General features: G+C 28.2%; 20 protein-coding genes. All 20 read left to right on the forward strand.

What is annotated here, in order from left to right:
• Window position 1: 1 nt before the first annotated feature.
• Window positions 2–292, forward strand: coding sequence for a hypothetical protein (locus JYG23_RS12335; RefSeq protein WP_207235972.1), 291 nt, complete (start codon window positions 2–4; stop codon window positions 290–292).
• The gene (locus JYG23_RS12340; protein WP_207235973.1) at window positions 282–518 is read left to right on the forward strand and encodes a hypothetical protein; all 237 of its coding nucleotides are present in this window, start codon (window positions 282–284) and stop codon (window positions 516–518) included. The genes JYG23_RS12335 and JYG23_RS12340 overlap by 11 nt, the downstream gene beginning before the upstream one ends.
• Window positions 519–538: 20 nt before the next feature.
• Window positions 539–853 carry a PrgI family protein gene (locus JYG23_RS12345; RefSeq protein WP_207235974.1) on the forward strand — a complete coding sequence of 105 codons (315 nt, stop codon included), beginning with the start codon at window positions 539–541 and terminating at the stop codon, window positions 851–853.
• Window positions 854–886: 33 nt separating this feature from the next.
• Window positions 887–1,603 (forward strand): hypothetical protein, encoded by a 717-nt coding sequence (locus tag JYG23_RS12350; protein WP_207235975.1) that lies wholly within the window; start codon window positions 887–889, stop codon window positions 1,601–1,603.
• A gap of 17 nt (window positions 1,604–1,620) precedes the next feature.
• Window positions 1,621–3,468 (forward strand): VirB4 family type IV secretion system protein, encoded by a 1,848-nt coding sequence (locus tag JYG23_RS12355; protein ID WP_207235976.1) that lies wholly within the window; start codon window positions 1,621–1,623, stop codon window positions 3,466–3,468.
• Between the two features lie 21 nt (window positions 3,469–3,489).
• A complete protein-coding gene (locus JYG23_RS12360; RefSeq protein ID WP_207235977.1) occupies window positions 3,490–5,166 on the forward strand; it encodes a hypothetical protein in 1,677 nt (558 codons plus the stop codon).
• 1 nt (window position 5,167) lies between these two features.
• Entirely contained in the window at window positions 5,168–6,592 is a 1,425-nt protein-coding gene (locus JYG23_RS12365) for a M23 family metallopeptidase (RefSeq protein WP_207235978.1), read from the forward strand.
• Window positions 6,593–6,618: 26 nt separating this feature from the next.
• Entirely contained in the window at window positions 6,619–6,813 is a 195-nt protein-coding gene (locus JYG23_RS12370) for a hypothetical protein (protein WP_207235979.1), read from the forward strand.
• Between the two features lie 61 nt (window positions 6,814–6,874).
• Complete coding sequence (locus JYG23_RS12375; protein WP_207235980.1) at window positions 6,875–7,063, forward strand: hypothetical protein; 189 nt, start codon at window positions 6,875–6,877, stop codon at window positions 7,061–7,063.
• A gap of 34 nt (window positions 7,064–7,097) precedes the next feature.
• Window positions 7,098–7,685, forward strand: coding sequence for a DNA methyltransferase (locus JYG23_RS12380; protein WP_207235981.1), 588 nt, complete (start codon window positions 7,098–7,100; stop codon window positions 7,683–7,685).
• A gap of 64 nt (window positions 7,686–7,749) precedes the next feature.
• A complete protein-coding gene (locus JYG23_RS12385; protein WP_207235982.1) occupies window positions 7,750–9,054 on the forward strand; it encodes a hypothetical protein in 1,305 nt (434 codons plus the stop codon).
• 2 nt (window positions 9,055–9,056) lie between these two features.
• Window positions 9,057–9,704 carry an SAF domain-containing protein gene (locus tag JYG23_RS12390; RefSeq protein WP_207235983.1) on the forward strand — a complete coding sequence of 216 codons (648 nt, stop codon included), beginning with the start codon at window positions 9,057–9,059 and terminating at the stop codon, window positions 9,702–9,704.
• A 16-nt stretch (window positions 9,705–9,720) separates the two neighbouring features.
• Window positions 9,721–10,854, forward strand: coding sequence for a hypothetical protein (locus JYG23_RS12395; RefSeq protein WP_207235984.1), 1,134 nt, complete (start codon window positions 9,721–9,723; stop codon window positions 10,852–10,854).
• Between the two features lie 18 nt (window positions 10,855–10,872).
• On the forward strand, window positions 10,873–12,315 hold the full coding sequence (locus tag JYG23_RS12400; protein WP_207235985.1) for an ATPase, T2SS/T4P/T4SS family: 1,443 nt from the start codon (window positions 10,873–10,875) through the stop codon (window positions 12,313–12,315).
• Window positions 12,316–12,346: 31 nt separating this feature from the next.
• Window positions 12,347–13,297, forward strand: a complete 951-nt coding sequence (locus tag JYG23_RS12405; RefSeq protein WP_207235986.1) for a hypothetical protein — start codon at window positions 12,347–12,349, stop codon at window positions 13,295–13,297.
• 8 nt (window positions 13,298–13,305) lie between these two features.
• Complete coding sequence (locus JYG23_RS12410; RefSeq protein ID WP_207235987.1) at window positions 13,306–14,013, forward strand: hypothetical protein; 708 nt, start codon at window positions 13,306–13,308, stop codon at window positions 14,011–14,013.
• A 29-nt stretch (window positions 14,014–14,042) separates the two neighbouring features.
• A complete protein-coding gene (locus JYG23_RS12415; RefSeq protein WP_207235988.1) occupies window positions 14,043–14,201 on the forward strand; it encodes a hypothetical protein in 159 nt (52 codons plus the stop codon).
• Window positions 14,202–14,211: 10 nt separating this feature from the next.
• Entirely contained in the window at window positions 14,212–14,358 is a 147-nt protein-coding gene (locus JYG23_RS12420) for a hypothetical protein (RefSeq protein ID WP_207235989.1), read from the forward strand.
• A gap of 59 nt (window positions 14,359–14,417) precedes the next feature.
• The gene (locus tag JYG23_RS12425; protein WP_207235990.1) at window positions 14,418–14,834 is read left to right on the forward strand and encodes a hypothetical protein; all 417 of its coding nucleotides are present in this window, start codon (window positions 14,418–14,420) and stop codon (window positions 14,832–14,834) included.
• Entirely contained in the window at window positions 14,831–15,361 is a 531-nt protein-coding gene (locus JYG23_RS12430) for a hypothetical protein (protein ID WP_207235991.1), read from the forward strand. The genes JYG23_RS12425 and JYG23_RS12430 overlap by 4 nt, the downstream gene beginning before the upstream one ends.
• Window positions 15,362–15,443 lie beyond the last annotated feature (82 nt).

Below are 15,443 nucleotides of genomic sequence, written 5' to 3' on the forward strand. Positions count from 1 at the left end.
AATGATATACGTAAAAAAACATGCAATTAAAAGGTACATAGAACGTATACAAAATACAGATGAAAGCACTGTTAGAAGGGAAATCCTTCAAACGGTGCTTTTTAGTACTAAAAAGATTAAACACAAAAAAGCAAATTGCTATGCTTATATAAAACAAAATGCAGTAGCAATAGTAAAATTAGCGGACAATGGGAAAGACAAAATAGTATTAACAATATTAAAAACAGAATATAAAGACTGTTGGTGGAGCGAAAATAATAAAAAACGAGAGGATAAAAAACATGTTAAATAATTCATTTACATTTGATGCATTTACAAACTTAACTGACACTGTAACAACAGTTATAGTGTGTATTGCATTTATGGTATCTATTATTACAGCAGGTATAGCAGCATATTTGAATAAAAAAGACTCAGACAAACGTGCTGATTATATGACAGAAATAATATGGACGATAGTAATATCGTTTGTAATAGGTGCATCGGTTACTATAGTTAAATTAATATTTGGAATATAAAGTAGGAGAATGATAATTGTATGAGAAGCTTTAAAGTACCTTATGGTAAAATATTGCCGGATAAAATAATTTATGGGAGACTGACACCAAAAGAAGCTATATTTTTAGGAAGCATTGTGCTTGTGTTTTTTTTCTTGTTTATGATGGATATAACATACATAGAAAAAGGCTTAGGAAATATAATCCTTAGGATTATATTATTGCTTATTTATTCAACCATAGCACTTGTTTTAGCATTTAAGAAAAAAGATATATATGATTTAGATGAATACTTAATACTTAGAATTAAATACAAATTTAGAAAATATAAAAATACAATTTATGAAAAGTATTAAAGCTTATACTTTTATAAAGAAAGGGAGAGGTAAATGTTTATAATCATTTTCTTTGCAATGCTTACAATAATTATAATGTTAGTAGGTTATATAATATTAGAGAAAACAGTTGGAAATAAGACAGAAAATAAACCATGTAGAAATAATACAGAGACATATGATCCAAATTCTCAACTGATTAAGGTAGTTAACTTAAAGAAAACATTGGGTATTAAAAGTATTAAAAATAATCTTATAACAACAGAGGATAGTAACTTAACATGCTTAATTGATGTCTCAACACCAGAATTTAATTTAATGACAGAGGAAGATCAGACATTATATGAGAATAGAATGATAGAACTTGTTTTTAAATTAAATTTTAGTATTAAAATTTTAACCATTATAAGAAATAAAAACTTGAAAAGTGTAATAAAAAACCTAGAACTAAATAGAGCTGATGTTAAAAATGAAAATTTAAATAGCTACAGCATGAGTTTTCAAAATGAATTAATTAAAGAACAAAATAATAAAACAATAAAAAAATATTATGCTATATACACAAAAGAGAAAGGAACATATGAACAAAAATTAAAAGAATTGCAAAAGAAAGCCAGCACTTTTATAAAAGGTATGCAGGCAACAGGTTGCAGAACACAAATTTTAACTACAAATGAATCTTTAGAACTTCTAAATACAGTAATAAAAAAATATGAAAAACTTGATATTCAGTCTTTAGAAGAAAATAACGTGTTTGATATAGCCATATAAAAAGATAGGTGATGATATTGAAAAAAAAGAAAAAGAAAATCAATATATTAGAAGAGAGTGATAATTTTTTAATTGAAGGTACTATTGGAAACTTGGATCTAATTCTTCCAGATGGTGTACTCGATTATGACGATTATATAAAACTTTCAAGTGATAAATTTGTGAGAATATTTGCTGTTTTAGTACATATGCATGAAAGTTATGTAGGATGTTTTGATTTTTTATTTGAAGAATTAGGCGAGAATATAGATTCTACAGATCATATTGAGCCAATAAGTAGTTCAAAAGCTATAAATGCATTAACACGAGAGATAACAATTGTAAAAAGTAATGAAAATCTAAAAAATAACAGTAATATGGATAACGATGAAGGAGCATTACAAGTTATATCAGACCTTGAAAATTTGAAAAAGCAAATACAACTCGGAACAGAAAAATTATTTTTTGTAAGAAAAATATTTAGAGTTTGGGGAAAATCTAAGCAAGAGTTAGAAGACAACTGTAAAATTTTTAAAGAAAAATGTGAAGGACGTTCTTTGATAGTAAAAGAGCTATTATTAAATCAAGCAGAAGGATTGAAGACATCATTGCCAAGCCCATATTTAGGAGTAATACCGAGTAAATTTAAAAAGAATTTTTCAGCAGCTTCACTAGCAGGAATACTTCCTGAAGGGATGACAGACTTTGGACATAAAAGAGGTATACCGTTAGGCAGCCTTGCAAAAAAAAATTCACCGTTTATATATAATTTCTTTGAAGGTCCACCAACATTACCAAATCCAATGGCAGTATTGATAGGCACATCTGGAAGTGGTAAATCTACATTAATGAAATTGATTAGAGCAAGAAGTTCAATACTAGGAGCTTGGAACATAGGACTAGACTTGGAAGGAGAATTTGAAAAAATAACAGAAAGAACAGGAGGACATTATATAAACATAAGAGCCGGAGAAAAAACTGGTATAAATCCTATGGACTTAGAAGTAGAAGAAGATGAAAAAGGCAGAAAATTTATAGATATACAAGGAAAAGTAGCAGAGATAAGAGAACTTTTAAATATATTTTGTACAAAATTTAATAATAAACCACTAGATGGTATGGAAATAGCCAGAATAGAAGATGTAGTGAGAGAGCTTTATTATAAAAGAGATATCAGATCCAATGAGCCAGATAGCTTATATATAAAAAGTACAGTAAATACAAATGAAGGTTTTATAATAACAGGCGCTAAAAAAGAAATGCCTATACTATCAGATGTAAAAAAAGAATTAGAAAAATATGATGAAACAAAAAAACTAGCAATTTTGATGAAGATGATAACAGGAGAAGGAAGCTTGGCATTATTTGATTGCCAAACAAGTATAGTAATAGAACCAGGAGTTGGTCTAACCTTTGGATTGAAAAACATAAAAGATAATTTCACAAAATTCTTTTCATTAATGAATATTATGACCTTTCTTTGGGCTACACTGTCAAAAGTTGAATATAAAACAATTGAGAAAATAGTTGAAATTGATGAAGGCTGGTTTATAGTTTCATACGAGGAAATAGGTGCAATACTTGAAAGCTTTGATAGAAGAGGTAGAAAATATAAAATATCACTTATAATAGGATCACAATTGGCAGATGAGTTTATATCCAGTAAAGCAGGAAAAGTAATAATAAGCATAGCAGAAACAAAAATACTCTTAAGACAGACGGAAACGAGTGCAAAGGGTATCATACAACAGCTAAATTTACCAAGTAACTATGCTTCATACTTACAAAGCTTTGATCCTGGAGATGCAATCTTTATATCTGGTGGTAAAAAAGTTTTAGCAGACATTCAATACTATGACTTTGAAAAAGAATATGTAGAAACATAAAATTATGAAGAAGGTGATTTGTTGAATACCGGAATAATAAAATACTTTAAAGCAGGTGGTACATTTCCGTTATTAGCAGTAGTAACAACTGTGTTTTTTATAATACTAATTACACTCGGTGTTCTTGCATACTTTGATAAAAAAGAAGGACATAGAGAAAAATTTATAAAGTCAATAATTATTTTGATAGTTTCTGCATTTGTAATTTCATCTGCTTATGCAATTTCAATGACATTTCATAAAGTAATAGAGGAACAAGCAACAATTGGGAATGTAAGTATAGGGGAAGCATTGCAAACTACTATAGGCGAATTTGGCAAAGCGGTAGGATTTTGGGAAAGAGCATTATACTCTTTCTTAGATATATTTGCAGAATCAGCTATATGGATTAGAGATTTTATAATAGGACAAAATGTTGGTATAAGACAAATACTAAATAAATGTGCTTCAAATCCAATAGTTAGTTTTAATGTTGAATATGGTGATGATTCAGTAAATTTATATAATCTAATATTAATATCAGCTAGTTTCCTATTATTTATAATGGTCGTAAATTCCGGATATAAACTTGCTAAGTTTTCATACAATACAAACAGTAGAGAAGAAGTTATAAAATCATTTACCAAGTGGTTTTATGTGTTGTTATTGATAATGATTATTCCAGCAACATTCATTACGGCAACAAAAGTAATGGATATAGCAATGAATATATTAAATAAAATTAACGATAGCTATGTGATTAGTACAGACACATTAACAGTAGAAGCATATGGACCACTTGCACCAATAGCAAAGATATATATTTCATATTTAGAATTTAAGGTGTATGTACTAATGCTATATAGAAAATTTATAATAAATGCATTCTATATAACGATACCAATAACAGTATATTTATGGGGGATTAGCGATAACTTTGAATCATTAACATTATGGACAAACACACTGTTAATGAATATTTTTTCTCCTATATTTTACTCAATATCATTTGTTATAGGTTCACTAGTATTAAGGTCATTAGAAAATGGTGAAAACCCCATAATAATGATTATTATATCATCTTTGTGCTTAAAGGTAGGAGATGAGCTTAAAAAAATAGTGAAATATAAAAATAATGCATCAGTGTTAGGTGGTTCAACAGATGTTAGCGGAATATCAAGGACAATTTTTACAGGTGCAATGATAGCAAGAACGTTGCATAGTATAGCTTCTAAGAAAACTTCAATTAGTAATAGTAGTAACACAGCTGCTTCAACAATAAAAACAGCTAATAATGCTGCCAATAATGCTAACTTTAAATCAAATGCATCAACTTCATCAACAGTAAATGATACAAATATGTTGGGAAAAAGTAAAAGCAATGAAAATACATATAAAAGTAAAGGCAACGGATTAGGATTAAACTATACAATGGGTAATGCAATAAAGGATTCAGTAAAATTGGCTAAAAGTATGGGGATAAATTCAAATTCTATGAGGAAAGGTGTAAAAGTAGTAGCAGGAGTTGCCGCAGGTATTTCAACTGCAAATCCGCTTTTGGGTTATGCAGCATATAAGGGCTCAGGCGCTGTATTAAATGGCGTAGGAAAAGCTACATCAGGTGTATTGAACACTGCAAGAAATATAAAAGGTGGAGCAAATAAGGTTGGTAGCTATTTTAAAGGCAATTCAGATGTAAAAGCTCATAGGAGAGATTGACATGGATGAAGATTTAAAAGAATTAGATGCTATGTTAAGAAAGATTGATGCAAAAGTTAAACGCAATGCCGGGTATAAGCTAATAAAAATTATAAAAAAAACGCTCCCGACATCTGCGTTCATTATTTTTGGAATAGTGTTATTTCTGTTAATAGTAATTGCTGTTGGTGCGATGCTTAATAGTTTAAAATTTTTTAAAATAGATGATAAAGTAGAGGATACATGTTGTGAAGAAACATCTGAATTTTTAAGTCCTAAAAAGATATCTATATATCAGGAAATTGAAAACAATAGCTATACTGAATATAAGGATGGAGAAGAAAATGTTACAGAATATCTTGATGGTGAGGAAACAAATCAATATACAAATGAAATTGATATAAATGTAGACATGGCAAAAGAACATAGATTGCATTGGCAGTTATTAGCCGCTATTGACTTGTTGAGTGGATTAGGTGGAGATCCTAAGGATAACACTGTTGAAAAGCTATCAAAAGAAATAACTCCAAGCTTTAAATATACAGAATATTCAGAAACAATAACATCCGAACAATATATTGAAGTAGAAGTTGAAAGACAAATACCAAGAACAAATAAAACAGTGATAGACACAGTGCAAAAATTACAAAAAACAGTAATAAAAAGACCACAGTTTGTTATAAAAAGTGTAAGTAGCGCATTATTTGATGTTGATTATGAGTATGAAAAAATAAAAATAACAGATGAATTCGGAAATACTAGAGAATGCTATACTATAATAAATGTAAATAAGAAGGTAAACAACAGACTAGAAAACTTTATAAACAACAGAAAATTTAAAGGTAGGCTAACAACAAAGAATATTTTAGAAATATATGATATGGGTGTTGAATTTCCTGAATCAAGTGATTTTGCTAACTATATGCTTGAATATATGGCTTTAAATACAAATATTAGTGTAGCAATACGAAATTACAACGGAGAAGGAAATTACAGTGTTACAGAAGATAATAAAACATATAGAGTTCCTATAAGATTTGAAAGAGAAAAATCAAATAACAATAAAGTATATATTTCTTCCTTCTTTGGAGAAAGATATTTAACCATAGCCGGAGTTACTAAAAAAAATTTTCATAGAGGACTTGACTTTGCGGTTCCGTCCGGTACCCCAATAGTGGCTGCTGCTGATGGAGAAATTGTTAGATCAGACTATAGTAAAAGCTACGGAAATGTTATTGAAATAAAACATAATGATACATACTCAACAGTATATGCACACAATGCAAGACTATTGGCTAAAGTAGGTGATAAAGTAAAAAAGGGAGACATAATATCTTTGTCTGGTAACACAGGAGTCAGCACTGGACCACATCTACATTTTGAAATAAAGCAAAACGGAAATCCGATAGATCCGTTTGATATGTTAAATTTAAAAGTAATTAATTAGTAAGTAAAATAAATAGAGGAATGAACATGGTAAAAACTATAGAAGATTTAAACAGAGAATATGAAGGTAAAGAAGAGGATGAATATTATTTTAATCAACAAGCTGTGTTAGGCTCAGAAGAAGACGCACAATCAGCATATGATGAAGATGGTAACTTCCACTGTATTAAGTGGTTTGATTGCAGCTGTTGTCCTGCATTCAATAAAGAGCATTGCTTATAACAATAAAATTTTTATTGCATAGAAATAAATCTAATAAAAATGAGTGAAACGAGGTAAAAATATGAAATGTAGTGAGTGTAAATACATAAATGTATCAGATGGTAATGGTTCTCCAGGAAGATGTTATTGTAAACATCCAAATAGACCGAAAGAAGTAACCGGTACAGAATTAGTAATATGTAATTCAGAAAGGCACACAAATAGAGTTCTTATAAAGACATCACCAAGATGGTGTCCGTTAAAGAAATAGGGTGTAAAACTAATAGTCAAAAGACTATAGGTAGGTGATAAAAATAGAAGAAACAATATATACGGTACATAGAGGTACAAATTCAAGATTGATTAAAAATGTTGTTGATTTGTACTTTAAACAAGGTGATAGCATAGCAGATGTTACATATGGTAAGGGTGTATTTTGGAAAGAAATAAATAAAAGTTTATATAAAATTGTTGGTTCTGATATCAAAACAGGTACTGATTTTAGACATTTGCCTTATACTAGCAGTACATTTTGCCATAGTGTAATTGATCCACCGTATGCACGTATTACAAACTTAAAAGGTATGGTTGATTGTTACAATACTACAAGATTTACAACACATAAAGAAATAATAAAACTATATGAAGAAGGATTACCAGAGCTAAAAAGAATTACTAAACCAGGAGGATATATTCTTTGTAAATGTCAAGATGAAGTTTGTGGCTGCAGGCAGAAATGGAGTCACATAGAAATTTATGATATAGCTTTAAATTTAGGATTATATGCGAAAGACCTATTTATTCTGGTAAATGATAAGATGCCTAAAGTTTTACATAAGCAACAACATGCAAGAAAACTACATAGTTATTTATGGGTTTTTCAAAATAATTAAGGAGTAAATCGAAAATTCATCTCCTTATAAGGAGCTAGCAAAAGAGGTGATTATAATAAATGACTTGAACAAAATAATTCTTGCTACTGGCAGCGAAGAACTAAATAATGCTGTCATAGAGTATGCATCAAATAAAAACAATTACAACTTTGAACAAGTACATTATAGAGAATTCTTATTAGAAGAAGGTAATGATTTTAGTATATGTGTGATATCTGGAGTGCTTCCTGGAGAAATAAAATTTGACCGCCTAATCTATATGCTTAGAAGTAAAGATATCAGAGTTATTTTAATATTACTTGAAGAAAACAAAACAGAGTTAGAAATATGTATAAAATATCATGTAACTGATGTTTTAACCCAACCAGTAAAACCTGTAGATATTATTGATGCAATAGAAAATCCGAAAACCTTTAAAGATATAGAATTTATATATAAAAAAATGGGTCTAAGTTTAGAGCTTGACATAGATAAAACAGATAGTAAAAAAAGTGCAAAAAAGAATGTAAAGAAAAGCAACAACACTGAAAAAACAGTAAAAGAAATAATAAAATATAAACAATCTATTATAGGAGTAAAAAATATAGGAGTTGTGTGTCTCTCTCATGGGGCGGGAGCTACATTTTTTACTTTAAATTTTGCTAAGGCTTTATCGGAGATTACTAAGGTTGCAGTAGTAGAACATCCACTTATAAACCCAAAAATATATAATACCATAGGGATAGCAAATTATATTGACGAGGCAAGAGATTTCGTCAGCTATGCACATAATATAGCATACAATAAGATAGATAAAAACAAAGCCTTTGCAAAAGACAATATAACGTACATAGTTACAGATCCAAACAGAGAAAAAATAAGCAGTGACGATTGGGACGAAAATAATATGTTGAGACTTCTATATGTATCAAAAATACCAATAAATATTATAGACTTAGGAAATCAGTTATTTGATACAAGCATAATAAATATTATTGAACAATTTAGTCTTGTAATAATTATTATAGATCCATACATACCAAATATATTAGAAAATCTACATACAATAGAAAAAATCAAAAAGCTTGAAGAAAACAAAAGTGTGAACATCAAGTATGTTATAAACAAATACAATGATGGAGTAGATAAATCAGAGTTACTAAACAATTTGGATATAGAACCAATAGCATATATACCATATTTAGATCCACAATATGTGTATAAAGCAACTAGCGAAAATAAGATACCATATAATTATAAGTATGTAAAAGAAAAGCTTGAAAAACCAATGACAAAACTAGCAAAAAATATATTACCTAAAGAAATAGAGTTTAAAAAGCAAAAACATAGAATAAACATACTAAGTAAAATAAAAAGTAAGAGGAGATAAAATTGAAAGCAAAGCATAAAACATTAATAGGAACGCTGCTGCTACTTTTAGCAATAGCGTTTTTTATTTTTTGGGAGTTTATCGGAAGAAAAACAGTTATGTGTCAAAATATCATAATATTAAGTCAAGATGTTGATAAGGGAACGCTTATAACAGAAGAATTGTTGACAACAAAAAAGATAGAAACTGAAAGCTGTATAACTGATGTAGTCGTAAGTAAATCAGTTATAGTTGGACTAGAAGCTAAACATTATATACCTAAACATACACAATTGGTAAAACAATACTTTGAAGAATCTGCATTAGTTCTAACAAAAGATGAAAAAATCATGAAAATACCAAAAGATTGGATATATACGTTTCCTGAAACACTTAGAAGGAAGGACAAAATATACATATATGCTGTTAAGAAAGATGAAACAACTACAAAAGTAACTAACTACAAAGATAATAAAGAACAATATATATTTAGCACAACTGTAGCATATGTTAAAGATAGTAGCAATAGAGAAGTAGAAAGCTTAGACGAAGACAGATTGACAGGAACATCTGTTATAAGTGATATAGAAATAGTAATAACAGAGAAACAATTTAAAATGCTAGAAGACTTAACTAGTAAAGGGTTTACATTAGCTATAATGTACAAATAAAGAAAGAGGAAATAATATGCAAATACATATAATAAGTGATGATAAAAAACTTATAGATTCTTTAAAACAAGTAAAATCAATAAAAGTAAAAGAAATTAAAAAACAAGATATAAGTGAAGATAAAGCAAATATTTTAGTTATAAGTGATAAACAGATAGATATTAATACATTAATATCACTTAAAAATACCCAACAAAAATGCTACTATCTATCAAGCAAAGAAAATTCAAATAAAATTGAAAAAGTAGATAAAAGTTTATTAGCAGTTAAAAACATTTATATAGTACCACCCAAGAGAACAATTCATCAAATACAAGAATATATATTAAAAGATACATTTGAAATAATTGATGAAAACAATGTATACACATTCTTTGGTGCAGATAGCAAAGTAGGGACTACTGGTATTATACAAAAGGTAGCAATAGACATAGCAAAAAGACACCCAAATATAAAAACAATAGTATTATATTTAGATGGTCAAGAAGGATTTGATTGGATAGAAGATACTCAGACAGAAAATAGCATATCAGATTTAAAAGTAGCACTTAAAAATAACTTGATAACTGAACAAAATTTAGAAGATTGTGTATACAAATATAAACTAAATTTGCATATGCTCAAAGGAGAAAAAACTATAACTGACAATATGTGTTATAGCCAAGATGAAGTAAATAACATCATATCATTGTGTAAAAATGTTTATGATATAGTTCTAATAGATGCTGGAAGTACAAAAAACATACAACTAATTATGTCATATGCAGCACTAATTAATTCAGATAATAAAATACTTGTTACTGATCAAGTGTCAAGATCATATGATACTTACAAAAAAGGCAAGGAGCAAATATTAGAACCATTAGGTATATCAAATTTTAAATTCTTGATACTTAATAAATATATAAATGATAGCATATTGAGCAAACCATGTGAACTGATGGAGAAATATGAACTTGTGATATTAAGCACATTACCATATATAGACTTTCATATGCAAGCAGCTACAGAAAAAAACATAACATTATTTGAGACAGAAAAGCAATATGAAAAAGGTATAAAAAATATAGTAGAGTATATAGAAAAAAAGAAAGGACTAGCAAGCACCAAAATTGTAAAGAAGCCTATATTTAAATTTTTTAAAAATTAAGAGTAGGAGAATGAGAGTTTGAAAGAGGAAAGTCAAAATAAACAGCAATACAACATAAAAGATATACTAGAACAAAATATAAAAGTAGAACCAGTGAAATTAACAAGAGATACTGAAAATATTGAATTTAGTAAATTATGCAAAAAAGTCAGAAATTATTTTAATAACCTGCAGATAGGTACAGATGATTTAGAGAGACAGAAAAAAGCTATCATAGGTTTCAAAGAAGAAGTTATGTACTATAGAGACAAGATAGAGCAGTACTTGAAAGATAATAATAAAAAGAACGAACAGTTTCCTGCTTGGTATGAGAGCTTGTCAGAAGCATTGTTCCATGAAATATGGGGTTTGGCTGGTATAGCAGAATGGTATAACGCAAAAACTCCTGAATTGAAAAATTCATCATCAGCAAAAATTATAGGTGACAAAATATACTTTATGATAAATGGTAAAACAACACTTATGCCACAGACTATAACAAAAGATAGAAGAAAACAGCTAATAAGAGCTTTGCTATCAAATGACTATAGAGTTAGATTAGATAATGATGTGCCGGACATAGAAATGGTAACAGGAGAAAGAATAAAAATATTTGGCCATGGTGTAACTAGAAAAGGAAAAGACACAATTATATTTAGAAAATTTCCTGTAAAAGACTATACGTTTGAAAAGCAAATAAAGCTAGGTACTTATCCTAACAATTCATTAAAACTACTTAAGCTATTAGCTAAAATAGGATATAACATGGCATTTACTGGAGCAGTTAGAACATCAAAAACAACACAATTAGCTACATGGTTAAGCTATGAAAGTCAAACAGAGGACGGACTGATGGTAGAAACAAGACCAGAAATACCATTAGATACAATTTTACCAACTGCACCAATCATTCCTTTGGTAGTAGATACAGAAGAAAAATTGTCTAGCATTAGATCATCAATTATGCGTTCTGATGCAGACTACGTTATTATGGCAGAAGCAAGAGATGCATATGCATATGATATAGCTTTGAAAAGTGCAAGTGTAGGAACAAGAAGATGTAAACTGACTGCACATGTAAACAGTCCGTATGACTTTCCATATGAATTTGCAAGAGAAATAACTAGGATATATGGTGGAAATATAGACTATGAAGCTATAAGCATAGCAAAAGCATATACATTGAATTTACACTTTATAAACTATCCACATAATAAGGCACAAAAGAGACTTGAAGGAATATATGTATTTGACTATAACCCAAGAACATATGAGATATGTATACACACATTATGTAAATATGATTATAAAAGTGATAGTTGGGGATTTAACTATTGTATAACAGGTGACATGGAACGAATAGGTATAGAACAAGATTATGAAATATATAAAATGTTGTGTGAAGAACTAAAAAAACTGTCGCAACAATGTCCTATACAAGAAAAATATAAACAGTCAATAAAACCGTTTTATAGTAGATAAAGTTTATTAATAAATGAAAGGGGGATGAAAGTTGACAATAATTAATATTATCATATACATAACTATAATATTAGCAATATATATGATATTTCAACACTCTATAAATAATAAGATAAAATCTATAATTAGACATATACATAGAAAAAGAAAAAAGACTGAACTATATGAGTACATAAAGAAAATATATTTATCTGTACAAAATATATCAGATGAAAAACAATTAGAGTCAAAAATCTATGGACTGTATATAAAAACAGCAGCTATATTTTTATCAGTATTTATAGTTATATTTAGATATAACATTATGATATATAAAACTTTATATGCTATTTGTATAACGGTAGTACCGGCAATTATGTTGTCTTTGCTACCGTTTGTTATGCTTAGAATAAAACTATATTATACACAAAGTAATAGTAGCAAAGAAGCACTAATTGTAACAACCGAGATACTCAACCAATACAAAATTTATAACAACAATATAGTTGAAGCAATAGATGCAACTATAAAAAACTTAGAAAATAATATCATATGTAAGCATTATTTGATGAGACTTTCAATGCGTATCAAAGAATATCAATCAGATGATGAGCTGTTGGATATACTAGATGAGTTTACATTTACTGTAAACACAAACTGGATTAGAATGTTGTCTGATTCAATATTTTTTTCGATGGTTAATAATATAGACATAACACTAAGCTTGGATGGACTGATAGAGCAAATAAAAGCTATAGACTATACTCAAAATGTAGGAAAGAGATTGAATATAGAGGGATTTGCTATGGCTAAATATTTAGCACCAATTCTATATATAACATTAGTAATCATTAGTGTAAAAGTATTTGATATAAGCTTAAGTGACTACCTATACTATCAATTTACAAGTGATGGACTTAAGTATTTTATTTCTATAGTTATATGGTCTTTTATATGCTACATATGTGAATACCTATATAGAAAAAGAAAATTTGATTTTTAGGGGAAAATATGAGTGATATAAAAATAAATATATGTCAAGTGATAGCAGTTATTATATTTGTAATATTAACATATTTAGGTACGAAATTTATATTTTTTAAGAAGAAAAAAAGCATAGATAAAAGATTTATAATTATGAATTTAAAAAATAACCTAAATAAAAAATTGAGTAAAAAAACATTAAAAGTAAGCTTTAGAAACATAAATAACCACTGGATACCATTTAGATTTATTGCAAAGCAAATAGATTTGAACTTAAAGAAAAAACAAGATATAGAACTATCTAGTATAATCATACAACTACAAAATATAGCAGTTTCTCAACAGGACGAACCAACTTCACTATCATATATGTTAACCAGGATAGTTAGGTTTACAAAGTACACTAAGACAGCGTTTATTAAAATGATATCATATGTAGATCAGGCGAAAGAAGAGGAAGCAAAAGTAGCATTTATAAATGAGATAGACACACCACTTGCTAGAGATTTAGCACATATACTTATACAACTAGATAGTATAAAACCTGTAGAAGTAGTAAAACAGCTGAATGCATTAGAAGAAAGAGTGAGAAATGATAATATAACTACAAAAAATCAAAAAGAAGAACTTTACTCGGATATTATGTACATAATGCCTACAATACTGTGCTTTATAATACTTATGAATTTTTTAAAAATAATACTAAATATAATTACAAATTTTACAAATATATAAAATTTATTAATAAAAGGGAGGAAGAAACAATGAAAAAAATAATAATAATTTTAGGAACAATAGTATTAGGAGTAATAATAGTAACAACTATGATACTAAGTGATACTGGACTAAAAGGTAGTGCAGATGATATCACAAACAATGCTGGAACAACTATAAACAAAATGATAACAGACATAAGTAAATAAGGTATAACGAATGAAAAAATTAATAATAATACTAGGATGTATTGTACTAGGCTGTTACATATTTACTATGTTACTTGGTGATCAAGATACAAGTTTTAAAAACTTACAAAAAGAAGTATTTGAACAAGAAGAAAGTAGCTATTCAACTATACCATAATAAAGTAAAAAGTAAGGAGAAAAGAAAGACCGTAAAAAGTCTTTCTTTAATTTTTAATTATGAAACAATTCATTGTATTATGTGCAGTATTTATATTGCTTTCAGCTATGTTTTTGCAAATACCGTTACAAATGATGAACTATGAAAGAAAACATGCAATTATGTTTTATGTGAACAATGCAAAAGAAATGGCAAAACAAGAGGGATACTACACAGATAAAATATTAGAAGAACTAAAAGAAAATATATTGACTAAAATGAACATAGACAAAAATCAAATAATTATATCAGAAAGCACAACTAGACAACCCAAATATAGACAAAGCAAAAGCTTAGATGGTGAGCAAATATATATAAAAATATCAGTACCTTTTAATAAAATTATAGCAGCACAGAGCTTGTTCGGTATAACCAATAAAAAGAGATACTATGTTATAGAAAATATGACTACATCAGAAAGGTTGGCTACACAATGAAAGCATTTATAGTTGGAATTGCACTTATTATACTTATGACACTAATGCTAGTATTTCAGTCTGATAACTATAATTGTAGATTAGAAACAGAGAACCTAAAGTACTGTTGTGAAGAAGCATCTGATTCAGCATCGTTATGTTATACAGAAATTCATGATAAAAAAGGTTACAAAATATATGATGAACAAGAAGGCATAAGAGTTATTGAAAGAACTATAAAAAACTACTTAAAAACAAATGAAAATTTAGAACCAATACCCAAAAGTTATTGGACAGAAAAAATAAACTATACTGCATATTTTTTTGATGATGACAAGACATGCTCTATATACAGAAATGGAGCAAAGATAAAAGAATCTGTTTTTAATTATCCATTCTTATTCACTGATGAAGAGTTACAGTATAAAAAGAGCATATCAAGTCCAAATGTTATAGTAACAATAAATGCAGGCAAGAGTAAATATAGACTATCATTTATAAAACCAAAAGACATAATACGTTCATCAGGATATGAGTATGAAATATAATATTGTCCCCAGTGGGGACAATAAAGAAAGGTTCTATCGATGAAAAGAGAAGATAAATTAAGTACGAAAATTTATAACATGG

This window comes from Sedimentibacter sp. zth1 (genome assembly GCF_017352195.1).
GTDB lineage: Bacteria > Bacillota > Clostridia > Tissierellales > Sedimentibacteraceae > UBA1535.

Bases quoted from the DNA above. Each gene is read 5' to 3' on its own strand.
- JYG23_RS12335 (WP_207235972.1), top strand. From the start codon at position 2: ATGATATACGTAAAAAAACATGCAATTAAAAGGTACATAGAACGTATA.
- JYG23_RS12340 (WP_207235973.1), top strand. From the start codon at position 282: ATGTTAAATAATTCATTTACATTTGATGCATTTACAAACTTAACTGAC.
- JYG23_RS12345 (WP_207235974.1), top strand. From the start codon at position 539: ATGAGAAGCTTTAAAGTACCTTATGGTAAAATATTGCCGGATAAAATA.
- JYG23_RS12350 (WP_207235975.1), top strand. From the start codon at position 887: ATGTTTATAATCATTTTCTTTGCAATGCTTACAATAATTATAATGTTA.
- JYG23_RS12365 (WP_207235978.1), top strand. From the start codon at position 5,168: ATGGATGAAGATTTAAAAGAATTAGATGCTATGTTAAGAAAGATTGAT.
- JYG23_RS12370 (WP_207235979.1), top strand. From the start codon at position 6,619: ATGGTAAAAACTATAGAAGATTTAAACAGAGAATATGAAGGTAAAGAA.
- JYG23_RS12375 (WP_207235980.1), top strand. From the start codon at position 6,875: ATGAAATGTAGTGAGTGTAAATACATAAATGTATCAGATGGTAATGGT.
- JYG23_RS12395 (WP_207235984.1), top strand. From the start codon at position 9,721: ATGCAAATACATATAATAAGTGATGATAAAAAACTTATAGATTCTTTA.
- JYG23_RS12410 (WP_207235987.1), top strand. From the start codon at position 13,306: ATGAGTGATATAAAAATAAATATATGTCAAGTGATAGCAGTTATTATA.
- JYG23_RS12415 (WP_207235988.1), top strand. From the start codon at position 14,043: ATGAAAAAAATAATAATAATTTTAGGAACAATAGTATTAGGAGTAATA.
- JYG23_RS12420 (WP_207235989.1), top strand. From the start codon at position 14,212: ATGAAAAAATTAATAATAATACTAGGATGTATTGTACTAGGCTGTTAC.
- JYG23_RS12425 (WP_207235990.1), top strand. From the start codon at position 14,418: ATGAAACAATTCATTGTATTATGTGCAGTATTTATATTGCTTTCAGCT.
- JYG23_RS12430 (WP_207235991.1), top strand. From the start codon at position 14,831: ATGAAAGCATTTATAGTTGGAATTGCACTTATTATACTTATGACACTA.